This is a genomic window from Rarobacter faecitabidus (assembly GCF_006716265.1).
GTDB lineage: Bacteria > Actinomycetota > Actinomycetes > Actinomycetales > Cellulomonadaceae > Rarobacter > Rarobacter faecitabidus.
Genome location: NZ_VFOS01000001.1, coordinates 1,804,137 through 1,825,365 on the forward strand (window position 1 = coordinate 1,804,137; position 21,229 = coordinate 1,825,365).

Here is a 21,229-nt window from a genome sequence, read left to right on the forward strand (position 1 = left end):
CCTAGGTGACTCGGCTCCGGCGCGACGGGTTCGCGAGGACTGGCTGAAAGACGAAGATGGTCCAGGGCACAAGGCCCTGGACCATCTTCGTCTGCAATAGCGCTAGCGACCAATCGGCCGCGGGCGGATCACTTGGCGTCCGACTCCTCGGCCGTCTCGTCGTCAGCGCCCTCTGCGGGAGCCTCGGCCGATTCGATCTTCGCCTCGTCGTCGCCGGGGTTCTCCGCGCCCTCGGCCGGAGCCTCGGCAGTGGGGGTCTTACCCTCGGTCTGCTCGGCGGCCTCGTCCTTGGCGGCCTTCTCCTTGGCTCCGCGCTTGGCGGCACCCTCGGCCTCGCGAACCACGGCCTTCTTGGGGCTCAGCGGCTCGGTCACCAACTCGATCACGGCGAGGGGCGCGTTGTCGCCCTTGCGGTTGCCGATCTTGGTGATACGCGTGTAGCCACCGTTGCGCTCCGCGAACTGCGGGGCGATCTCGGTGAAGAGGCGGTGGACGATCGTGTAGGCGTCGCCCTCTCCGTCCCAGCGGCGCGGCGTCTTGTTGCGGATGACCGCGGACACCTGACGGCGGGCGTGCAGGTCGCCGCGCTTGGCCTTCGTGATGAGGCGCTCAGCCAGCGGCTGCAGGCGCTTCGCACGCGTCACCGTGGTGGTGATGCGGCCGTGCTCGAACAGGTTCGAGGCCAGGTTGGCGAGGATGGCACGCTCGTGTGCGCTGCCGCCGCCCAGGCGGGGTCCCTTGGTTGGGGTAGGCATTGTTGGTTACTCCTTGGATGGCCGGCCTCGTCCTCACGCGGACGAGGACCGAAGGGAAAGTCAGTTGTACTCGACGTCTTCGAGGTCGTCGCCGGCCTCGTCCTCGTAGTCCTCGTCGGCAACGGGGGTGAAGTCGAGCGGCGAGTCCTTGAGACCGAGTCCCAGGCCGTGCAGCTTCTTCTTGACCTCGTCGATCGACTTCGCACCGAAGTTGCGGATGTCGAGCAGATCCGCCTCGCTGCGCGCAACGAGTTCACCCACGGTGTGGATGCCCTCACGCTTGAGGCAGTTGTACGAACGAATCGTCAGGTCGAGTTCCTCGATCGGCAGCGCCAGGTCCGCCGCGAGTTCCGCATCCGTCGGCGACGGGCCGATCTCGATGCCCTCGGCCTCGACGTTCAGCTCGCGGGCCAGGCCGAAGAGCTCCACCAGTGTCTTGCCCGCGGAGGCCAGAGCGTCGGCCGGCGTGATCGCCGGCTTCGTCTCGACGTCGACGACGAGCTTGTCGAAGTCGGTACGCTGCTCGACACGAGTCGCCTCGACGGCGTAGCTGACCTTGAGAACCGGCGAGTAGATCGAGTCAACCGGGATACGGCTGAGCTCCGCGTCGGGCAGCTTGTTCTGCTGGGCGGACACGTAGCCGCGGCCGCGCTCGACCGTCAGCTCGATCTCGATCTTGCCCTTCTCGTTCAGGGTAGCGAGGTGCAGATCCGGGTTGTGGATCTCGACACCCGACGGGGGCAGGATGTCTGCTGCGGTCACGATTCCCGGTCCCGGCTTGCGCAGGTACATCACGACGGGCTCGTCGTTGTCCGAGGACACGACGAGCTTCTTGATGTTGAGGATCAGCTCGGTGACGTCTTCCTTGACACCCGGAATCGTCTCGAACTCGTGCTGGACCGAGTCCAGACGGATGGACGTGACGGCAGCTCCCGGAATGGAAGACAGCAGGGTACGACGCAGGGAGTTACCGATCGTGTAACCAAAACCCGGCTCGAGCGGCTCGATGGTGAAGCGCGAACGCGTCTCCGAGAGCTTCTCTTCGGTCAGGGTTGGGCGCTGTGCGATAAGCACTGGTGGTGTTCCTTTCGCTTGAAGCGACCGCTATATGACGCTTCGCGGACTGGCGGACTCGCGGCCGACTGCCGATTGTCCGGGATGGCGGTGGCACGGCGAGAGCCGCGCCACCGCTTGAGGAAAGATCAGACGCGGCGACGCTTCGGCGGGCGGCAGCCGTTGTGAGCCTGCGGGGTGACATCCTGGATGGTGCCGACCTCGAGGCCCGCTGCGGTCAGCGAGCGGATCGCGGTCTCGCGACCGGAACCGGGGCCCTTGACGAACACGTCGACCTTCTTCACGCCGTGCTCCTGCGCGCGGCGGGCAGCGGCCTCAGCCGCGAGCTGAGCGGCGAACGGGGTCGACTTACGCGAACCCTTGAAGCCGACCTGGCCGGACGACGCCCAGGCGATAACCGCGCCGGACGGGTCAGTGATCGACACGATCGTGTTGTTGAAGGTGCTCTTAATGTGGGCTTGCCCGAGCGGTACGTTCTTCTTGTCCCTGCGACGGGGCTTGCGGACTGCGCCGCGAGTCTTGGGAGGCATGTGGTGGTCCTACTCCTAAAGTTGAGATCGTCGAACCGGTGCGCGCTTAGGCGGCTAGCACCGGATTGCTGAATGAATCAGCGGGCCTTCTTCTTGCCCGCAACGGTGCGCTTCGGGCCCTTACGGGTGCGCGCGTTGGTCTTGGTGCGCTGTCCACGCACGGGTAGACCGCGGCGGTGACGAAGGCCTTCGTAGCAGCCGATCTCAACCTTGCGGCGGATGTCTGCAGCGACCTCGCGGCGGAGGTCACCTTCAAGCTTGTAGTTGCCCTCGAGGTAATCACGCAGGGTGACGAGGTCGGTGTCGGTCAGATCCTTCACGCGGACGTCGGGGCTGATGCCCGTCGCGGCGAGGGTCTGCTGAGCGCGCGTGCGCCCAACACCGAAGATGTACGTGAGTGCGACCTCGACGCGCTTGTCGCGCGGGAGATCAACTCCGATAAGACGTGCCATGAGCAGGTGGTTTCCTTAACTACCCTTCCGGAGGTCTTCCACATCGCCTCTCGCGGATTTGCGAGCCCCGGCCTCCGGACCGGGGGTAGCGCATCGAGCCCTTTCGCGGGCTGACGCTGGCGGTGCGTTGTACTTCGGTGAACCTAGATCACCTACAGCCGGGAACTAGCCCTGGCGCTGCTTGTGACGAGGGTTCTCGCAGATGACCATGACGTTGCCGTGCCGGCGGATGACGCGGCACTTGTCACAGATCTTCTTGACGCTGGGGTTAACCTTCATCGTGATTCCTTGTACCGGCGCAGCACGAGACGTGCCTGCCGGCGTCGTAGTTTCCCTGGAATCCCTGGCCGTCGGCCGGGGAGGTCCTACTTGTAGCGGTAGACGATTCGTCCACGCGTGAGGTCGTAGGGGCTGAGCTCCACGACGACCCTGTCCTCCGGGAGGATGCGAATGTAGTGCTGCCGCATCTTTCCGGAGATGTGTGCGAGAACCTTGTGCCCGTTGGCGAGCTCTACGCGAAACATTGCGTTCGGCAATGCCTCGACGACCGAGCCCTCGACCTCGATTGCACCGTCCTTTTTCGCCATATCCTCCGCTAACTGTTCGTGGCTTCGCGTCTTGCGACGCATGGTGGGTGGGCGTCCCCTGGCACGAATGCCAGCGGTTCACCGGATCTGCCTCGCGCACGAGGGCATGAGTGTACACACACCCGACGGACTAGCATACCGCAGAATCCCCGCGTTTCGCCAGTTTCCTCAGTGAGGCAGCTCGGTTCCATGTTCGCTCGCCGCTCGGCGGAGGGCTTCCATCATCGTTCGCTGCTCCGCCATGCGGATGCTGTCCTCACGGGGCCGTCATCCGCACGAAAGCCCGCACGCGACGAAACACACATTCATCGCTACGGTGCAGCCAGTTCGGCGACGCGGATCCCTCGCTTGGCGAGTTCCCCCGCTCCCCCGTCCTTGGCGGTGAGTACGAGGATTCCTCCGTCGAGAATCGCTACCGTGTGCTCGAAGTGCGCGGCGCGCCGACCCGAGTGCGTCACGACCGTCCACTCGTCCTCGCACAGGGCGATCTCCGCGCTACCCACTGTGATCATGGGTTCGATCGCCACGCAGGTACCGGGCCGAAGGCGCGCTCCGCGCCGTCTCGTGGCGAAGTTGGGGATGTCTGGATCCTGGTGGAGGCTGGACCCCACACCATGTCCCACGAACTCTTCGACGATGCCATACTCGGCGCCGTCAGCCGCGCCCTGCTCCGCCACGGTCCGCTCGACGGCTTCGCCCACGACGCCCACCCGCACACCCGGCCCCAGTTGGGCGATGGCGTTCCACATGGCATCCCGCGCCACCGCGACGAGCGCGGTGTCATCGGCGCTCGGATTGCCGACTATCACGGTACGTGCGCAGTCGGAGTACCAGCCGTCGACGATCGCCCCGGCATCGATCGAGAGCACATCACCGTCCTGTAGCGGCCGGTCGTTCGGAATGCCGTGGATGATCTCCTCATTCACGGAGAAGCATGCCGAAGCCGGGAACCCTTCGTAGCCGAGGAACGCCGGGCGGGCTCCCGCGGCCTCGATCGCGGCGCGGACGACCTCGTCCAACCGCGCAGTGGTGACGCCCACCGTGGCTGCGGCGCAGGCCTCGTCCAGCGCCGCATCGACAACGAGCCCAGCCTGCCTCATCGAGGCGAGCTGGGCTCGTGTCTTGTATTCGATCCGGCTGCGGCCGAACAACGACGAAGCGCCTACTTCGCTTCGAGCGCGCTCGCGACGCGCTCCGCGACCTCGTCGATCGCCCCCAGGCCATCGACCTCGACCAGGAGGCCACGGGAACGGTACGCGTCGAGTAGCGGCTTGGTCTGCTCGTCGTAGATGTCGAGCCGCCGAGCGATCGCCTCAGCGGTGTCGTCCTCACGGCCCTCGATCTCGGCACGCTTTTGAATTCTGGCGAGCAACTCATCCCGGTCGGCAGTCAGCACGAGCGCAGCCTCGAGTTCGATGCCCAGCCCGGCGAGGATCTCGTCCAGCGCGGCCACCTGAGCGGCATTGCGCGGATACCCGTCCAGGATGAAACCGGACTTGGCATCGTCCTGCGCCAGCCGGCTGCGCACCATGTCGTTCGTGACGGAGTCGGGGACGAGTTCGCCGCGCGCCGTGTAGGACTGCGCGAGCTTGCCGAGCTCTGTCTCGCCCTTGATGTTGGCGCGGAAGATGTCGCCGGTCGAGATGGCAGGAACCTGCAACCGCTCGGCGAGGAGCGCCGCTTGCGTGCCCTTGCCCGCGCCCTGCGGACCCATGATTAGCAGTCGCGAGGTCACCGAAGCAGTCCCTCGTAGTGGCGCTGCTGGAGCTGCGCGTCGATCTGCTTAACGGTCTCCAGGCCGACGCCCACGAGGATCAGGATCGAGGTTCCACCGAACGGAATGTTCGCCGTCACGCCGAGCTGGATCATAGCGATCGTCGGGATCAGCGCGACGAGCGCGAGGTAGATCGAGCCAGCCGAGGTGATGCGCGTGATCACGTACTGCAAGTACTCGGCCGTGGGGCGTCCCGCGCGGTAACCGGGAATGAACCCGCCGTAGTTCTTCATGTTGTCGGCGACCTCGGTCGGGTTGAACGTGATCGCGACGTAGAAGAAGGTGAAGAAGATGATGAGCAGCGTATACAGCGCCAGGTGGAGCGGCGAGCTCGTGGCGGTGATATTCTGCTGCACCCACGCGGCCCAGCCGGCGTTCGGGTTGCCCGAGAACTGACCGATCAGCCCGGGAACAGCGAGGATGGAGGAGGCGAAGATCACGGGGATCACGTTCGCCATGTTGATCTTGATCGGGATGTAGGTGCTCGAGCCGCCGTACATGCGTCGACCCACCATGCGCTTGGCGTACTGCACCTGGATGCGACGCTGCGACTGCTCGACGAACACGATCGCCACGACGACCAGCAGTGCGATGGCCATGATGATCACGAACTTGCCGATGCCAGCGGATCCACCGGCCACGCCCCACAGGGCGGTCGGGAGGGTGGCAGCGATCGAGGTGAAGATCAGCAGGGACATGCCGTTACCGATGCCGCGCTCCGTGATGATCTCACCGAGCCACATGATCAGGCCGGTGCCGGCCGTCATGGCCGAGATGACGATGATCTGGTTCATGATGCCGTCGTTGGACAGCACCGATCCCTCACAGCCAAGCAGGACGCCGGTGCGCGCCATGGTCGTGTACGTGGTGGCCTGGAGGATGGCGAGGCCGATGGTGAGGTAGCGGGTGTACTGCGTCAGCTTCGCCTGGCCCGACTGGCCCTCCTTGTGCAGGGTTTCGAACCGCGGGATCACCACGCGTAGCAACTGCACGATGATCGAGGCCGTGATGTACGGCATGATTCCAAGCGCGAAGATCGACAACTGCATGAGCGCGCCACCCGAGAAGAGGTTGACGAGACCAATGAAGTCGCTGGCCTGTCCCGTCTCGACGCACGCACGAACGGCCTGGTAGTCCACTCCGGCGGACGGCACGAACGAGCCGACCCGGTAGAGGGCCATGATGGCGATCGTGAACAACAGTTTTCGTCTCAGGTCGGGCGTACGAAACGCCCGGGCGAATGCGCTGAGCACCGAATCCTCCTGGACCCGCAATGCGGGTTATCTTGATGCCGGCCGTGCGCCGGCGTCACTACGAGTGCCGCGAATTACGAGGGCACTTGTGAACCTTACATGTATCCGTCGCTCCAGGGGAACTTGCGTCAGCACAAACTCCCGAACGGCGAACAGCGTTACTGAAGAGCCTTGGCTCGTGTGAAGTGAGGCCGGGCGGCTTGACGGCCGCCCGGCCTCACTTCGATACAACTCAGTTGTCGGCTACCGAGCCGCCTGCGGCAAGGATCTTGTCCTTTGCCGACGCGGACACCGCGTCGACCTCAACGTCAAGCTTGACACTGAGCTCGCCAGTGCCGAGAACCTTGACGAGCTGGTTCTTGCGAACCGCGCCCTTTTCCACGAGACCGGCCACGGTAACCGTGCCACCCTCGGGGTAGAGCTCGCCCAGCTTGTCCAGGTTCACGACCTGGTACTCGGTGCGGAACGGGTTCTTGAATCCGCGCAGCTTCGGCAGGCGCATGTGAAGCGGCATCTGGCCACCCTCGAAGCGCTGCGGAACCTGGTAGCGGGCCTTCGTACCCTTCGTACCACGACCGGCGGTCTTACCCTTCGAAGCCTCACCACGACCCACGCGGGTCTTAGCGGTCTTCGCGCCGGGTGCCGGGCGCAGGTGGTGCACCTTGAGAGTGCTCACGGGTGCCTCAGCCTTCTTCTTCTCTGCCATGGTCAGTCGACCTCCTCAACGGTCACGAGGTGCGCGACCGTCCGGACCATGCCGCGGAACTCGGGGCGGTCCTCTTTCACGACGGTGTCCCCAATACGCTTGAGGCCCAAGCTGCGCAGCGTGTCGCGCTGGTACTGCTTGCCACCGATCCCTGACTTGATCTGCGTCACTTTAAGTTTCGCCATCATGCACCTACCTGCTCTGCAGCGGCGGCCTTCTCAGCGCGCCCCGCAGCCTGAGCACGGAGCAGCGCGGCCGGCGCCACCTGGTCGAGCGGCAGGCCGCGGCGTGCCGCCACGGACTCCGGCTGCTCGAGCAGACGCAGCGCCTCAACCGTCGCGTGAACGATGTTGATTGCGTTGGACGAGCCCAGCGACTTGCTCAGCACGTCGTGGATGCCTGCGCACTCCAGCACCGCACGCACCGGACCACCGGCGATAACACCGGTACCCGGGCGAGCCGGACGGAGGAACACGACACCCGCGGCAGCCTCACCCTGTACGGGGTGAGGAATCGTGCCCTGAATGCGCGGAACGCGGAAGAAGGCCTTCTTCGCCTCTTCGACGCCCTTCGCGATTGCGGCGGGAACTTCCTTCGCCTTGCCGTAGCCCACGCCGACGGTGCCATCGCCATCGCCCACGACGACCAGCGCCGAGAAGCTGAAGCGGCGACCGCCCTTGACGACCTTGGACACGCGGTTGATGGTGACAACGCGCTCTACGAACTGGCTCTTCTCGGCGTCGCCACGGCGACCCTCGCCACGGCCACCGCCGCGACGGTCATTGCGGCGCTCGTTCGAGCGCTCGTTGTTATCTCCGGCACTGCGGCCGGCGTTACCCTGCTGCCCAGCAGCCATCAGATAGTCCTTTGCTCGAGTGCTACGGAAATGTTGGTGTAGTCGATCACAGTGTCAGCCCGCCTTCGCGAGCACCCTCTGCGACAGCAGCCACACGACCGTGGTACTTGTTTCCGCCGCGGTCGAACACGACGGTCTCGACCCCGGCGGCCTTGGCGCGGCTGGCGACGAGTTCGCCGACCTTGCGGGCCTTGGCGCTCTTGTCACCGTCCAGCGCGCGCAGGTCCGCCTCGAGGGTCGAAGCCGACGCCAGGGTGCGGCCGGCAGTGTCGTCCACGACCTGCACCACGATGTGGCGCGTGGAGCGCGTCACGACCAGGCGAGGCCGGGAGGTGGTGCCAGTAATCTTCTTGCGCAGGCGCAAGTGGCGACGCGCACGTGCGACGCTCTTGCCCTTGCCCTTGATCTCGACAGCCATCACTTACCAGCCTTTCCGACCTTGCGGCGTACGTTCTCGCCCGCGTAGCGCACGCCCTTGCCCTTGTAAGGCTCGGGCTTGCGGATCTTGCGGATGTTGGCGGCTACCTCGCCCACCTGCTGCTTCGAGATACCAGAAACCGAGAACTTGGTGGGGCTCTCGACGGCGAAGGTGATGCCGGCGGGCGGCGTCACGACGACGGGGTGCGAGAATCCGAGCGCGAACTCGAGATCCGAGCCCTTGGCCGTCACACGGTAACCCGTGCCGACGATCTCGAGCTTCTTCTCGTAGCCGTTGGTAACGCCCTCGATGATGTTGGCGAGGAGCGTCCGGGTCAGGCCGTGCAGTGCACGGGACTGGGTCTCGTCGTTCGGACGAACGACCTTCAGCTCGCTGCCTTCCAGCTCCGCCGCGATGGGCGAGGGCAGGGTGTGCTCGAGAGTGCCCTTGGGGCCCTTGATGGTGACGAGGTCACCGTTGATCTTGACGTCCACTCCGGCCGGGACCGGAACGGGGATCTTACCGATTCGAGACATGGTTCGATATTCCTTTCCGAATCACCAGACGTAGGCGAGGACTTCCCCGCCAACACCCTTGGCCTGAGCCTGCTTGTCAGTAAGCAGACCCGAGGACGTGGACAGAATCGCGATGCCAAGACCGCCCAGGACCTTGGGCAGGCCAGTGGACTTCGCGTAAACGCGAAGACCCGGCTTGGAGACGCGCTTGATACCGGCGAGCGAACGCTCTCGGTTCGGCCCGTACTTGAGGGACAGTGTGAGGTTCTTGCCAATCTTTGCGTCGGCGACGTCCCACCCGGTGATGTATCCCTCTGCCTTCAGGATCTCGGCGATGCGAGCCTTCAGCTTCGAGTAGGGAATGGTCACCTCGTCGTGGTGTGCCGAGTTGGCGTTACGCAGACGCGTCAGCATGTCTGCGATGGGGTCAGTCATCGTCATTGGGCTCTAGCCCTTCCTCGTCGGGGTATCCATCCGGCTATAAGCCGGCGGACCTGCGACGTAGTTGTTTACCAGCTGCTCTTCTTGATGCCGGGAAGCTCACCGCGGTGAGCCATCTCGCGCAAGCAAATGCGGCACAGGCCGAACTTGCGGTACACCGAGTGCGGACGGCCGCACCGCTGGCACCGGGTGTAAGCACGCACTGCGAACTTAGGCTTCGCAGCCGCCTTGTTGATCAGGGCCTTCTTAGCCATATCAGTTCGTCTCCTTGAAGGGGAAGCCGAGCCGGCGCAGCAACGAGCGGCCCTCATCATCAGTGGTGGCAGTGGTCACGAGAGTGATGTCCATACCGCGCACGCGATCGATCTTGTCCTGATCGATCTCGTGGAACATCGACTGCTCGGTCAGGCCGAAGGTGTAGTTGCCGTGGCCGTCGAACTGCTTGGCGCTCAGGCCGCGGAAGTCGCGGATGCGCGGAAGCGCGAGCGACAGCAGACGGTCCAGGAACTCCCACATGCGGTCGCCACGCAACGTGACGTGCGCGCCGATCGGCATGCCCTCGCGCAACTTGAACTGCGCGATCGACTTGCGAGCACGCGTGACCTGCGGCTTCTGGCCGGTGATGATCGTCAGGTCGCGGATAGCGCCCTCGATCAGCTTCGAGTCCTTGGCAGCGTCCCCAACACCCATGTTCACGACGATCTTCGACAGACCGGCGACCTGGTTGATGTTCTCGTGCTTGAACTCTTCGCGAAGCCCCGCGATGATCTCCTCGCGGTACTTCTCCTTGAGGCGCGGCAGCGCCGGCGCCGTGGCGACGGTGGTTTCGGTGCTCATCAGATGTCCTTACCAGAGCGCTTGGCAACACGGACCCGCGTCTCGCGGGAACGACCGTCACGCTCGACAGTCTCGGTGCGGTAGCCGACTCGGGTGCCCTTCTTGGTCTCCGGGTCAACCAGCATCACGTTGGAGATGTGGATCGGCGCCTCGATGGTCTCGATGCCACCGGTGCGGCTTCCACGCTGGGTCTGGCCGACCTTGCGGTGCTTCGTCTTGCGGTTGATACCCTCGACGATCACGCGGTCGGAGTCCACGAGCACCTCGAGCACGCGGCCCTGCTTGGTGCGGTCGGAACCGGCAATGACGACGACCAGGTCGCCCTTCTTGATCTTTGCCATGGTCAGAGCACCTCCGGCGCCAGCGAGATGATCTTCATGAACCGCTTGTCGCGAAGTTCGCGACCGACGGGGCCGAAGATGCGGGTTCCACGAGGCTCGCCGTCACCCTTGAGGATGACCGCTGCGTTCTCATCGAACTTGATGTAGGAACCGTCGGGACGACGGCGTTCCTTAACAGTGCGGACGATGACGGCCTTGACGACCTCGCCCTTCTTGACGTTACCGCCAGGGATTGCGTCCTTGACGGTGGCGACGATTACGTCACCGATACCGGCGTAGCGGCGGCCGGAACCGCCGAGCACACGGATGCAAAGGATCTCCTTGGCACCGGTGTTGTCGGCGACTCGCAGTCGCGACTCCTGCTGGATCATGTGTTGAACTCCTGTCGTCGTGCCGGTTCTCGCAGTGTGCGAGCCTTGCCGAACGGATACATGTCATGCTTGCGTGGCCCGGCCGTGATTGTGCAGGGCCGGGCCACGCGAGACTTCTTACTTGGCCTTTTCGAGGATCTCGACGAGGCGCCAGCGCTTGGTGGCTGACAGCGGACGCGTCTCCATGATCAGCACCAGGTCACCGATGCCTGCGGAGTTCTCCTCGTCGTGCGCCTTGATCTTGGACGTACGGCGAATAACCTTACCGTACAGCGCGTGCTTTACGCGGTCCTCGACCTCGACCACGACGGTCTTGTCCATCTTGTCGCTCACCACGTAGCCGCGCCGCGTCTTGCGACTGGCGCGAACCTGGGTGTCGTTGTTTTCGCTCATCAATGCCTCACTTGCTCGCGCTCGGTGCTGTACGGATGCCGAGCTCGCGCTCGCGCAGGATCGTGTAGATCCGGGCGATGTCGCGCTTGACAGCCTTCAGTCGCCCGTGGTCCTCCAGCTGGCCTGTGGCCGACTGGAAGCGCAGGTTGAACAACTCCTTCTTGGCGTTGTCCAGCTCAGCGACGAGCTTCTCGTCGGTGAAACCGTCGAGGTCGGACGGGGCAAGCCCCTTGGAACCTACTGCCATCAGTTCGCACCACCTTCGCGCACCACGAAACGGCACTTCATCGGGAGCTTGTGGATCGCGCGGCGCATCGCCTCGCGGGCAAGAGCCTCGTCGACGCCGGCCAGCTCGAAGACGATGCGGCCCGGCTTGACGTTGGCGACCCACCACTCGGGGGAACCCTTACCGGAACCCATGCGGGTCTCGGCGGGCTTCTTGGTCAGGGGACGGTCCGGGAAGATGTTGATCCAGACCTTACCGCCACGCTTGATGTGGCGGGTCATCGCGATACGAGCAGCCTCGATCTGGCGGTTCGTCACGTAGGCGGGCTCGAGAGCCTGGATGCCGTACTGGCCGAACTCGATCGTGGTACCACCCTTGGCAGCGCCGGAACGCTTGGGGTGGTGCTGCTTGCGGTACTTAACCTTGCGAGGAATCAGCATTCTCATGCCTCCTTACCGGCAGATGCCTGCACGGCGTCGCCACCAGCGGACGGTGCCTCAGCAGCCGCGGGAGCTGCCGCGCGGTCACCGCGACGGGGGCCACGCGCCGGGCGTCCACCACGACCGCCGCGACCAGCGCGGGGTCCCTGGGAAGCCTGCTCGCGAGCCCATTCCTTCTCGGTGAGGTCGCCCTTGTAGATCCAGACCTTGACGCCGATACGGCCGAAGGTCGTGCGCGCCTCGAAGAAGCCGTAGTCGATGTTCGCGCGCAGCGTGTGCAGCGGAACGCGACCCTCACGGTAGAACTCCGAACGGCTCATTTCCGCGCCACCAAGACGGCCCGAGCACTGGACTCGGATACCCTTGGCGCCGGCGCGCTGGGCGGACTGCATGCCCTTGCGCATCGCGCGGCGGAACGAGACACGGCTGGCGAGCTGCTCTGCGATCCCCTGAGCGACCAGCTGAGCGTCGATCTCGGGGTTCTTCACCTCGAGGATGTTCAGCTGGACCTGCTTGCCCGTGAGCTTCTCGAGCTGACCGCGCAGGCGGTCAGCCTCGGCGCCGCGGTGACCGATCACGATGCCCGGGCGGGCGGTGTGAATGTCGATGCGGACGCGGTCGCGGGTGCGCTCGATCTCCACGCGGGAGATGCCGGCGCGCTCCAGACCAGTGCTCATGAGCTTGCGGATCGCTACGTCTTCCTTCACGTAGTCGCGGTACCGCTGGCCCGGCTTGGTGCTGTCTGCGAACCACCGCGAACGGTGGTCAGTCGTGATGCCCAGGCGGAACCCGAGCGGGTTTACCTTCTGACCCATCAGGCCCGTCCCTTCTCTTCACGCGGGGTGACAACCACGGTGATGTGGCTGGTCCTCTTCAGGATGCGTCCGGCGCGGCCCTGAGCACGCGGCCGGAAGCGCTTGAACGTGGGCCCCTCGTCCACGAACACCTTCGAGACGACGAGGCTCTCACGGGAGAGGTTCTCGGTCTCAGTGGCGTTGGCGGCTGCGGATTCCACGACCTTGAGCACGTCGGCTGCCGCGGCCTGCGGAGCGAACTTCAGCGTCGTGATGGCCTGCTCCACCGAGGTGCCGCGAACCAGGTCGGCGACGCGGCGGGCCTTCATCGGGGTCACGCGAACGAAGCGCGCGACAGCGAAGGCACCATCGGAATCGCCGAGCAGGCTGAGCCGGCGCTCGGAGGGGTTCTCCTTGTTACGTGGAGTGCCGCTCATCGCCGCCTCCCCTTCTTGTCGTCCTTCACGTGCCCCTTGAAGGTGCGCGTGGGTGCAAACTCACCGAGCTTGTGGCCGACCATGGACTCGGTCACGAAGACCGGGACGTGCTTGCGGCCGTCGTGCACGGCAAACGTGTGACCTAGGAAGTCGGGAGTGATGACCGACCGACGTGACCAGGTCTTAATGACATTCTTGGTACCCGCATCGTTCTGGGCGTCCACCTTCTTCTGCAGGTGGTCGTCGACGAAGGGGCCCTTCTTCAAGCTGCGTGGCATTAGTCAGGCTCCTTATCAGCGCTTCTTGCCAGTCCGGCGGCGACGGACGATCAACTTGTCGCTCGGCTTGCCGGGGCGACGGGTACGGCCCTCAGGCTTACCCCAGGGGCTCACCGGGTGGCGACCACCGGAGGTCTTACCTTCACCACCACCGTGCGGGTGGTCGATCGGGTTCATGGCGACACCGCGGACGGTCGGGCGCTTGCCCTTCCAGCGGTTACGACCAGCCTTACCCCAGTTGATGTTCGACTGCTCGGCGTTGCCGACCTCACCGACGGTGGCGCGGCAGCGCGCGTCGACGTTGCGGATCTCGCCGGACGGCATACGCAGCTGGGCGTAGGGTCCATCCTTCGCGACGAGCTGCACCGAGGCACCCGCGGAGCGGGCGATCTTGGCGCCGCCACCGGGGCGGAGCTCTATCGCGTGCACAACGGTACCCGTGGGGATGTTGCGCAGCGGCAGGTTGTTACCGGGCTTGATGTCCGCGGCAGGACCGGCCTCGACGAAGTCACCCTGACGGAGCTTGTTCGGCGCCACGATGTAGCGCTTCTCGCCGTCCGCGTAGTGAAGCAGCGCGATGCGTGCGGTGCGGTTGGGGTCGTACTCGATGTGAGCGACCTTCGCGGGCACGCCGTCCTTGTCATGACGACGGAAGTCGATGACGCGGTAGGCGCGCTTGTGTCCGCCACCCTTGTGGCGGGTCGTGATGCGGCCGGTGTTGTTACGGCCACCCGACTTGGTCAGCGGGCGTACCAGGGACTTTTCCGGCGTTGACCGGGTGACCTCGGCGAAGTCCGCGACGCTGGAGCCACGGCGGCCCGGCGTAGTCGGCTTGTATTTACGGATTCCCATGGGGGTTTGTCCTCAATCTCCTTCGTGGCCCGCGTCAGTTAATGACACCGAAGACGTCGATCGTGTCGCCCTCAGCGAGGGTAACGATCGCGCGCTTGGTGTCCTTGCGCTTGCCAATACCGAACTTCGTGCGCCGGGTCTTGCCCTTGCGGTTGAGCGTGTTGACCGAGGCGACCTTGACATCGAACACCTTCTCGACCGCGATCTTGATCTCGGTCTTATTCGCGTCAGGTGCGACGATAAACGTGTACTTGCCCTCGTCGATCAGGCCGTAGCTCTTCTCAGAGACGACCGGAGCGATCAGGATTTCGCGGTAGTTCTTCTGCACGGCGGTCACTTGCCTGCCTCCTCAGCTTCTGCCTCGGAAGACGTGGCAACCGCAGTAGCCGCACGACCCGTCGCCGGACCGGCGACGAACTGCTCGAGGGCTCCCTTGGTGAAGACGACATCGTCCGAAATCAGGACGTCATACGTGTTGAGCTGGTCCGCGACGAGCAGGTGCACCTCGGGAACGTTGCGCAGCGACTTGAGCGCTAGATCGTCCGTGCGCTCCAGCACCACGAGCACGTTCTTGCGCTCGGACAGCTGCTTGAGCACGGAAACCGCGGCCTTCGTCGAGGGGGCCTCGTCGATTCCGAAGCCGCTGACCACGTGTACGCGGCCGGCACGAGCCCGGTCAGAGAGGGCTCCGCGAAGCGCGGCGGCCTTCATCTTCTTGGGGGTGCGCTGGCTGTAGTCGCGAGGCTGCGGGCCGTGGACGACGCCACCACCGGCGAACTGCGGCGCGCGGGTCGAACCCTGGCGGGCGCGGCCGGTGCCCTTCTGCTTGAACGGCTTCTTGCCACCACCGGAGACCTCACCACGAGTCTTCGTGGAGTGGGTTCCCTGGCGCGCGGCAGCGAGCTGCGCGACGACGACCTGGTGGATCAGCGGGATGTTGGTCTGCACGTCGAAGATCTCGGCGGGGAGCTCGGCCTTACCGGCCTTCTTGCCCTTGGCGTCGAGAATGTCGACCGTGAGCGTTGCGTCAGTCATTGATGTCACGCACCCTTCACGGCGTTGCGAACCACGACGATGCCGCCCTTGGGGCCGGGGATTGCGCCCTTGACGAGCAGCAGGCCCTTGGCGGCGTCCACGGCGTGCACCTTGAGGTTCTGGGTGGTCTGGGTCTCGTGGCCCATGCGGCCGGCCATGCGCAGACCCTTGAAGACCCGCCCTGGCGTCGCGCAAGCGCCGATCGAACCGGGCTTGCGGTGGTTGCGGTGGGCACCGTGAGAGGCGCTCACACCGGCAAAGCCGTGGCGCTTCATAACACCGGCGAATCCCTTACCGCGGGTCGTGCCCTGAACATCGACCAGGATGCCGGCCTCGAAGGCCTCGGCGGTGATCTCCTGACCGAGTGAGAACTCGGCGGCGTTCGGGGTACGGATCTCGGCCACGTGGCGGCGCGGCGTAACGCCGGCCTTCTCGAAGTGGCCCTTGAGCGGCTTCGTCACCTTGCGCGGGTCGATCTGCCCAGTGGCAACCTGGACGGCGGCGTAGCCATCGACGTCCGCGGTGCGCACCTGGGTCACGACGTTAGGGGCGACAGCGACGACGGTGACGGGAACCAGCTTGCCAGCCTCGTCCCAGACCTGGGTCATGCCGAGCTTCGTGGCGAGCACCGCGGTAACTGGGCGCTCGTTCTGGTGGGTAGTCATGATTTCTCCTCCCCGCCTCAGAGCTTGATCTCGATGTTCACGTCGGCAGGCAGGTCGAGACGCATCAGCGAGTCGACGGCCTTCGGCGTGGGATCGATGATGTCGATCAGCCGCTTGTGCGTGCGCATCTCAAAGTGCTCACGGCTGTCCTTGTACTTGTGCGGCGACCGAATCACCACGAACACGTTCTTTTCGGTCGGCAACGGCACCGGGCCCACAACTGTCGCACCAGCGTTGGTCACCGTGTCGACGATCTTGCGCGCCGAGCTGTCGATGACCTCGTGGTCGTAGGACTTGAGCCGGATGCGGATCTTTTGTCCCGCCATGGCGTCGTCAGACTCTCTTTCTTGAACCGCTTGCTGTCCGACCCCCGCACTCGGGCGTGTCGCATGTTGCGGCACATCTTCGCGCTGTCCCGGGTGGGACGTGGAGGTCGTTTGTGAGTGGCGATTCCGAAGCGGCTGACCAGCTCGGCTGGCGCCTTGACGGAATCGTAACGTCTCTCTACCTGTCCAACACTGACGATTCCAGCGACCGGAGGTCACTCAGACATGACTCCTCGACGGTCCAGCACTGATTCGATCCGGGCCCATGGCCGGATCTGCGCAATCACGCACTACACTGTTCGATTCGTCAAACCCCATAGCGGGGCCGCCTGTCAGCAGGCAACCTGTACATCTTGCCACAGCTTTCGAGGCGAGCGCAACCCAATCGCGTTGCGCTTTCCGTGGTTTTTGGACGAGTTCTTCGCCACGCACTAGATATGGGGCAGGTCACCGCGGGATTCCGTGGTGACCTGCCCCATGTGGACTGGCGTGCTACTCCCCGTTGGGAGTGGCTACGTCGTCGTTCAGGATTGCGTGCGGCGGCGGGTGATGATCACCAGGCCAGCACCGAGCAGCAGCATTCCCGTGGCTCCGACCAGGCCGGCAGTGATGTCCGCGCCCGTGGTGGGCAACTGGTCGTCACCATTGTTGCCCGAACCACTATCGGTGTCGTCAGTGTCCTCGGTGTCGTCCCCGTCATCCTCGGAGGACTCGTCCTTGGAATCCGTCACCGTGACCGTCAAGTTCGCCTCATCGAACAGCGTGTTGCCATCCGTGACCCGATACCCGATCGTGGCCTTGCCCGTGAAACCATCCTCCGGAGTGAACGTGACCTTGCCCGTAGCCGGATCGATGCTCCACACACCCTCACCAGGAACCGTCACCGACAGGTCCGTGGTCGGGTTACCCGTCGCCGGATCGATGAACTGGACCGTGAGCGTCGGGTTAGAACCCGGAGTGATCAGATTCGCGATCGGATCAAACGTCACCGGCGTGGACGGCTCGGTCGTCTTGGACTGGTCCTTCGCGACCGGCGGCGTGAAAGTAAGCACCGTCAACGTGCCCGAATCGGTCAACCCGTTCCCATCGGTCACCGTGTAAGTGATCGGCGTCGGGTTACCCGTGTAGCCAGGCTCCGGGGTGAACGTCGCCACGCCCGTGGTCGGGTTGATCGTCCACACACCCTGGCCCGGCACCGTCTTCGTAGTCGGGCTACCCGGATCCGAGCCATCAATGGAAACAGTCAACGTGGGATCCGAACCGGGAGTAATCACCGGGTTCAACGTCGCAGGCGTACCCGGATTCACCGTCACCGTCTGATCGCCCGCCGTAGGCGGAACGTTGTAGGTCACGGTCAACGTCGCGGTATCGGAGAGGTTGTTGCCGTCGGTGACGCAATAGTTGATCGGGTCCGGATTTCCGGTGAATCCCGCCACCGGGGTGAACGTGATCTCACCCGTCGTGGTGTTGAGCGTCCAGGTGCCCTGGCCGGCGACCGTCTGGGTCGTGCCACCTGGAGTATCAGGCGTCACCAACGAAACGGTCAACGCCGGCGAGGAGCCCGCCGCAACCAAATCAGCAAGCGGATCAAACGACACCGAATCACCAGGATTCCCAGCCTTCGTCTGATCCCCCGCCAACGGCGGCATAATGATCGACAACGTACCCGTCGCCTGCTCGCCGTTCGAGTCCGTGATGCGATAGTCGATCGAGGGAACCGGCCCCCGATACGAGGCGTCAGCGGCATACTGCGCCTGACCGGTGGTCGGGTTGACCGTCCAGACACCGCCGTGGGTGTCCGTGTAGGTGTTCACGAGCGCGCCGGAAGTCGGGTGCACAAGCTGGTAGGCAGGGGTAGTCCCGTCACCGGTGATCGTTCCCGAGCCTCGTCCGACACCCAGTTCGGCCTGGGGGAACGTCGCGGTGGCGCCAGGCTCCACGATCTTCTCCAGGTCACCGGTCACCGGCACGTAGATCACTTCGAGCGTGCCGGTGGCGGACTGTCCCACCCCATCGGTCGCACGGAACGTAATGGTCGGAGTCTGCCCCGTCTGCGGAACGCCCGCAGTCGGCGTGTACGTGGTTGCTCCGGTATTGGGGTTGATAGTCCAGGTACCGTAGGCCGTCGTGAACGTCGTCCCGAACGATCCCGGGTTGGCGGGGTCTTCGATGGCGTAGCCCCCGGTCGCTGGAATGGGAGAGGCCCCGGGCGTGACGAGCGATGCCGCGTTGAACGATGCCGCGTTCCACTGGTTCAACGTCACCGAGTCATCGATCGCGCTGGGCGCGTTGAGGATGGTCAGGTCGCCGATCAGGTGAGATCCGGTGTTGTTACCGGTGGAGGCAGCGAACCCGAACTTGAATCCGGCAGCGGGGATCGCTGCGGGAGCCGTGGTGTTGAGCACCTGAACGTAGCTGTTGCCGGTTCCGGTGTAGTCGATGGAGACGGTGACCTGGGGGAAGTCGCCGGGGTTCGTCACCGGGGAGACCACGATGCGGATCTTGCGTCCCGCAGCGAGCACGGCGGCCTGCGACGGGGTCGTCGTCAGGTCGCCCGCCCACAGCGCCCTACTGCCCCATGAGCCGACCGTCGTCTGGGCGCCGCCGGTGAACGTATCGGCCACGGACCCCGCGGTTCCGATGGTGTCTAGTTTCTGGCGCTGGATCAGGCAGTAGCCGGTCGTGCCATTGCCCGGGCCGCGCAGGGAGATGTTGTTGGTGAACTGTGCGTTCGCGTTATCGAGAGTGTTCCATCCGGAGCCGCCGTAGAGGTTGGCGGGTTCCGTGCCCGGCGCCACGCAGTCGGTACCGCCGACGTGACCCTGGTTCGCGAAGTTTCCGAAGGTATCGAGTCCCACACCCAGGTATCCGTTGTTGATGCCTGCGCGCACAGGTAACGAGTCCTTGCGTGCACCATAGCCGAGCGCACCACCCTCCGGTCCGGTCGCCGTCAAGTTGGCAGACCCATCGACGAGGAAGAACCCGATGCCGTCGGCCGGGCGACGGTCTGTGCGGTTACGCGTGGGACCGTACTGGTACTGAGTGAACTCGATGGCCAGGCCCTGGTTCGCCGCGATGGCGGAGTTGTAAACGATCCCGCCAGTGCGGTTCAGCGCATTGTCCGTCAGCTGCAGGAAGCCGGTGCCGTCGTTGCCAGCGGCTGGCGTGCCGAATCCGGCCGCACTCGTGGACGAGGTCGGGTCCGTGTCGCGTGCGCACGCGTTAGCGCTCCCGGTCGGCGCATCCGTGAGGCATGCCGTTCCGAGCAACTGCCAGGCCGCATCGCTCAGCGTCGCACCCGCAAACGATTCGTTGACCGCAGCGGCCTGCGATGCGGCGGGGCGGACCACTTGCCAGACCATCGCGGTCGCGATGAGTGCCAAGACTGTGAGAAGTGCCAGCCACACACGCGGAATGCGGTGGATATGCGCCGGAGTTTGATGGCTCAACAGCATGGGAGACCTTTCAGGTTTTAACAGGGGCAGGTCGGAGAGGGACACACGCACACAATTCCGACAACGTTGCCATACTTTCACCCCGGCGCAGACCTGTCAACAGACATGAGAGCCCAATACGCAATGGACCGGAGGCGTCAACGGTGGAATACGAAAGCGGGGGCCGGATGCTGACGCATCCGGCCCCCGCCGCCGTCCCGGCCTAGGACGGCAAGATGATCACTTGAGGATCTTGGTCACACGACCCGAACCAACGGTGCGGCCACCCTCGCGGATGGCGAAGCCGAGGCCCTCTTCCATCGCGATCTCCTGGATCAGGGTCACGGTCATCTCGGTGTTGTCACCGGGCAGAACCATTTCCTTGTCGGCAGGAAGCGTGATGACGCCAGTCACGTCCGTGGTGCGGAAGTAGAACTGGGGGCGGTAGTTCGAGAAGAACGGGTTGTGGCGGCCACCCTCGTCCTTGTTGAGGATGTAGACCTGAGCCTCGAACTCGGTGTGCGGGGTGATCGAACCCGGCTTGACGACGACCTGGCCACGCTCGACCTCGTCGCGCTTGATGCCGCGGAGCAGCAGACCGGTGTTGTCACCAGCCTGAGCCTCGTCCATCTGCTTGTGGAAGGTCTCGATACCGGTGACGGTCGTCTTCTGCAGCGGGCGGAGACCAACGATCTCGACCTCGGAGTTGACGGTGAGGACACCACGGTCGACCTTGCCGGTGACGACGGTTCCACGACCGGTGATCGTGAAGACGTCCTCGATCGGCATCAGGAACGGCTTGTCGAGGTCGCGAACCGGGTCCGGAACGTTCTCGTCGACAGCGTCGAGCAGCTTCTCGACGGAAGCGACCCACTCCGGGTCACCCTCGAGAGCCTTGAGGCCCGAGACGGGGATGACGGGGGCGTCGCGGTCGAAGCCCTGCGACTCGAGGAGGTCACGAACCTCTTCCTCGACGAGCTCGATCATGTCGGGGTCGTCCACGACGTCAGCCTTGTTGAGGGCGACGAGCAGGTAGGGAACACCAACCTGGCGGGCGAGGAGGACGTGCTCCTTGGTCTGTGCCATGACCGAGTCGGTCGCGGCAACCACGAGGATTGCGCCGTCCATCTGGGCGGCACCCGTGATCATGTTCTTGATGTAGTCGGCGTGACCGGGGGCGTCGACGTGTGCGTAGTGACGCTTGTCGGTCTCGTACTCGATGTGCGCGATGTTAATCGTGATACCGCGCTGCTTCTCTTCAGGAGCCTTGTCGATGTCGTCGAACTTGAACTCGGGGTTCAGGTCGGGGAACTTGTCGTGAAGCACCTTGGAGATTGCCGCAGTCAGCGTGGTCTTACCGTGGTCGACGTGACCGATGGTACCGATGTTGACGTGCGGCTTGGTCCGCTCGAACTTGGCCTTAGCCACTGGGGTCCTCC

Annotated in this window: 32 protein-coding genes; all 32 read right to left on the bottom strand. The window is 64.5% G+C overall.

All coding sequences use genetic code 11. From position 1 onward, the window contains the following. Positions 1 to 128: 128 nt before the first annotated feature. The 32 genes from rplQ to tuf all read right to left on the bottom strand — a co-directional run bounded on the left by rplQ (position 129) and on the right by tuf (position 21,218). The gene (gene rplQ / locus FB461_RS07875) at positions 129 to 755 is read right to left on the bottom strand and encodes a 50S ribosomal protein L17 (RefSeq protein WP_142120501.1); all 627 of its coding nucleotides are present in this window, start codon (positions 753 to 755) and stop codon (positions 129 to 131) included. A gap of 60 nt (positions 756 to 815) precedes the next feature. Further along, positions 816 to 1,829, bottom strand: a complete 1,014-nt coding sequence (locus FB461_RS07880; protein WP_142120503.1) for a DNA-directed RNA polymerase subunit alpha — start codon at positions 1,827 to 1,829, stop codon at positions 816 to 818. Positions 1,830 to 1,957: 128 nt separating this feature from the next. Then, the gene (rpsK, locus tag FB461_RS07885; protein WP_142120505.1) at positions 1,958 to 2,359 is read right to left on the bottom strand and encodes a 30S ribosomal protein S11; all 402 of its coding nucleotides are present in this window, start codon (positions 2,357 to 2,359) and stop codon (positions 1,958 to 1,960) included. 77 nt (positions 2,360 to 2,436) lie between these two features. Next, on the bottom strand, positions 2,437 to 2,811 hold the full coding sequence (gene rpsM / locus FB461_RS07890; protein ID WP_142120507.1) for a 30S ribosomal protein S13: 375 nt from the start codon (positions 2,809 to 2,811) through the stop codon (positions 2,437 to 2,439). A gap of 165 nt (positions 2,812 to 2,976) precedes the next feature. Continuing rightward, a complete protein-coding gene (rpmJ, locus tag FB461_RS07895; RefSeq protein WP_142120509.1) occupies positions 2,977 to 3,090 on the bottom strand; it encodes a 50S ribosomal protein L36 in 114 nt (37 codons plus the stop codon). 86 nt (positions 3,091 to 3,176) lie between these two features. Next, complete coding sequence (gene infA / locus FB461_RS07900; RefSeq protein ID WP_089395665.1) at positions 3,177 to 3,398, bottom strand: translation initiation factor IF-1; 222 nt, start codon at positions 3,396 to 3,398, stop codon at positions 3,177 to 3,179. Between the two features lie 311 nt (positions 3,399 to 3,709). Next, positions 3,710 to 4,549, bottom strand: coding sequence for a type I methionyl aminopeptidase (gene map, locus FB461_RS07905; protein ID WP_142120511.1), 840 nt, complete (start codon positions 4,547 to 4,549; stop codon positions 3,710 to 3,712). Positions 4,550 to 4,560: 11 nt separating this feature from the next. After that, positions 4,561 to 5,133: an adenylate kinase gene (locus FB461_RS07910; protein ID WP_142120513.1), complete on the bottom strand. Its 573-nt coding sequence runs from the start codon at positions 5,131 to 5,133 to the stop codon at positions 4,561 to 4,563. Continuing rightward, positions 5,130 to 6,425 (bottom strand): preprotein translocase subunit SecY, encoded by a 1,296-nt coding sequence (gene secY / locus FB461_RS07915; RefSeq protein WP_142120515.1) that lies wholly within the window; start codon positions 6,423 to 6,425, stop codon positions 5,130 to 5,132. Before secY ends, FB461_RS07910 begins: the two co-directional genes overlap by 4 nt. 232 nt (positions 6,426 to 6,657) lie before the next feature. Continuing rightward, entirely contained in the window at positions 6,658 to 7,131 is a 474-nt protein-coding gene (gene rplO / locus FB461_RS07920; protein ID WP_142120517.1) for a 50S ribosomal protein L15, read from the bottom strand. A 2-nt stretch (positions 7,132 to 7,133) separates the two neighbouring features. Continuing rightward, positions 7,134 to 7,316, bottom strand: a complete 183-nt coding sequence (rpmD, locus tag FB461_RS07925; protein WP_142120908.1) for a 50S ribosomal protein L30 — start codon at positions 7,314 to 7,316, stop codon at positions 7,134 to 7,136. Next, positions 7,316 to 7,987, bottom strand: a complete 672-nt coding sequence (rpsE, locus tag FB461_RS07930) for a 30S ribosomal protein S5 (RefSeq protein WP_142120519.1) — start codon at positions 7,985 to 7,987, stop codon at positions 7,316 to 7,318. The genes rpmD and rpsE overlap by 1 nt, the downstream gene beginning before the upstream one ends. A gap of 46 nt (positions 7,988 to 8,033) precedes the next feature. Then, on the bottom strand, positions 8,034 to 8,405 hold the full coding sequence (gene rplR / locus FB461_RS07935; RefSeq protein WP_142120521.1) for a 50S ribosomal protein L18: 372 nt from the start codon (positions 8,403 to 8,405) through the stop codon (positions 8,034 to 8,036). Then, positions 8,405 to 8,941 (bottom strand): 50S ribosomal protein L6, encoded by a 537-nt coding sequence (gene rplF, locus FB461_RS07940; protein WP_142120523.1) that lies wholly within the window; start codon positions 8,939 to 8,941, stop codon positions 8,405 to 8,407. The genes rplR and rplF overlap by 1 nt, the downstream gene beginning before the upstream one ends. A gap of 21 nt (positions 8,942 to 8,962) precedes the next feature. Next, positions 8,963 to 9,361: a 30S ribosomal protein S8 gene (gene rpsH / locus FB461_RS07945; RefSeq protein ID WP_142120525.1), complete on the bottom strand. Its 399-nt coding sequence runs from the start codon at positions 9,359 to 9,361 to the stop codon at positions 8,963 to 8,965. Between the two features lie 68 nt (positions 9,362 to 9,429). Then, positions 9,430 to 9,615: a type Z 30S ribosomal protein S14 gene (locus FB461_RS07950; RefSeq protein WP_142120527.1), complete on the bottom strand. Its 186-nt coding sequence runs from the start codon at positions 9,613 to 9,615 to the stop codon at positions 9,430 to 9,432. A 1-nt stretch (position 9,616) separates the two neighbouring features. After that, on the bottom strand, positions 9,617 to 10,198 hold the full coding sequence (gene rplE, locus FB461_RS07955) for a 50S ribosomal protein L5 (protein ID WP_142120529.1): 582 nt from the start codon (positions 10,196 to 10,198) through the stop codon (positions 9,617 to 9,619). After that, positions 10,198 to 10,539, bottom strand: coding sequence for a 50S ribosomal protein L24 (gene rplX, locus FB461_RS07960; protein ID WP_142120531.1), 342 nt, complete (start codon positions 10,537 to 10,539; stop codon positions 10,198 to 10,200). Before rplX ends, rplE begins: the two co-directional genes overlap by 1 nt. A gap of 2 nt (positions 10,540 to 10,541) precedes the next feature. After that, positions 10,542 to 10,910 (bottom strand): 50S ribosomal protein L14, encoded by a 369-nt coding sequence (gene rplN / locus FB461_RS07965; RefSeq protein ID WP_142120533.1) that lies wholly within the window; start codon positions 10,908 to 10,910, stop codon positions 10,542 to 10,544. A gap of 117 nt (positions 10,911 to 11,027) precedes the next feature. Next, positions 11,028 to 11,303, bottom strand: a complete 276-nt coding sequence (gene rpsQ, locus FB461_RS07970) for a 30S ribosomal protein S17 (protein ID WP_142120535.1) — start codon at positions 11,301 to 11,303, stop codon at positions 11,028 to 11,030. A gap of 7 nt (positions 11,304 to 11,310) precedes the next feature. Further along, on the bottom strand, positions 11,311 to 11,550 hold the full coding sequence (gene rpmC, locus FB461_RS07975; RefSeq protein WP_142120537.1) for a 50S ribosomal protein L29: 240 nt from the start codon (positions 11,548 to 11,550) through the stop codon (positions 11,311 to 11,313). Beyond that, positions 11,550 to 11,969 carry a 50S ribosomal protein L16 gene (gene rplP / locus FB461_RS07980; protein WP_142120539.1) on the bottom strand — a complete coding sequence of 140 codons (420 nt, stop codon included), beginning with the start codon at positions 11,967 to 11,969 and terminating at the stop codon, positions 11,550 to 11,552. The genes rpmC and rplP overlap by 1 nt, the downstream gene beginning before the upstream one ends. A 2-nt stretch (positions 11,970 to 11,971) precedes the next feature. After that, entirely contained in the window at positions 11,972 to 12,784 is an 813-nt protein-coding gene (gene rpsC / locus FB461_RS07985; RefSeq protein WP_142120541.1) for a 30S ribosomal protein S3, read from the bottom strand. Continuing rightward, on the bottom strand, positions 12,784 to 13,200 hold the full coding sequence (rplV, locus tag FB461_RS07990) for a 50S ribosomal protein L22 (protein ID WP_142120543.1): 417 nt from the start codon (positions 13,198 to 13,200) through the stop codon (positions 12,784 to 12,786). The genes rpsC and rplV overlap by 1 nt, the downstream gene beginning before the upstream one ends. Continuing rightward, the gene (gene rpsS / locus FB461_RS07995; protein WP_142112767.1) at positions 13,197 to 13,478 is read right to left on the bottom strand and encodes a 30S ribosomal protein S19; all 282 of its coding nucleotides are present in this window, start codon (positions 13,476 to 13,478) and stop codon (positions 13,197 to 13,199) included. Before rpsS ends, rplV begins: the two co-directional genes overlap by 4 nt. A gap of 15 nt (positions 13,479 to 13,493) precedes the next feature. After that, entirely contained in the window at positions 13,494 to 14,330 is an 837-nt protein-coding gene (rplB, locus tag FB461_RS08000) for a 50S ribosomal protein L2 (protein ID WP_142120545.1), read from the bottom strand. A gap of 34 nt (positions 14,331 to 14,364) precedes the next feature. Continuing rightward, positions 14,365 to 14,667 (bottom strand): 50S ribosomal protein L23, encoded by a 303-nt coding sequence (gene rplW / locus FB461_RS08005; protein ID WP_142120547.1) that lies wholly within the window; start codon positions 14,665 to 14,667, stop codon positions 14,365 to 14,367. Next, the gene (gene rplD / locus FB461_RS08010; RefSeq protein ID WP_142120549.1) at positions 14,664 to 15,365 is read right to left on the bottom strand and encodes a 50S ribosomal protein L4; all 702 of its coding nucleotides are present in this window, start codon (positions 15,363 to 15,365) and stop codon (positions 14,664 to 14,666) included. The genes rplW and rplD overlap by 4 nt, the downstream gene beginning before the upstream one ends. Positions 15,366 to 15,370: 5 nt before the next feature. Beyond that, entirely contained in the window at positions 15,371 to 16,030 is a 660-nt protein-coding gene (gene rplC / locus FB461_RS08015) for a 50S ribosomal protein L3 (RefSeq protein WP_142120551.1), read from the bottom strand. A 17-nt stretch (positions 16,031 to 16,047) separates the two neighbouring features. Then, positions 16,048 to 16,356, bottom strand: a complete 309-nt coding sequence (gene rpsJ / locus FB461_RS08020; protein WP_142120553.1) for a 30S ribosomal protein S10 — start codon at positions 16,354 to 16,356, stop codon at positions 16,048 to 16,050. Positions 16,357 to 16,880: 524 nt separating this feature from the next. Beyond that, positions 16,881 to 19,805, bottom strand: a complete 2,925-nt coding sequence (locus FB461_RS08025) for an Ig-like domain-containing protein (protein WP_170222656.1) — start codon at positions 19,803 to 19,805, stop codon at positions 16,881 to 16,883. Between the two features lie 225 nt (positions 19,806 to 20,030). Continuing rightward, positions 20,031 to 21,218, bottom strand: a complete 1,188-nt coding sequence (gene tuf / locus FB461_RS08030) for an elongation factor Tu (protein WP_142120557.1) — start codon at positions 21,216 to 21,218, stop codon at positions 20,031 to 20,033. Positions 21,219 to 21,229: the final 11 nt, after the last annotated feature.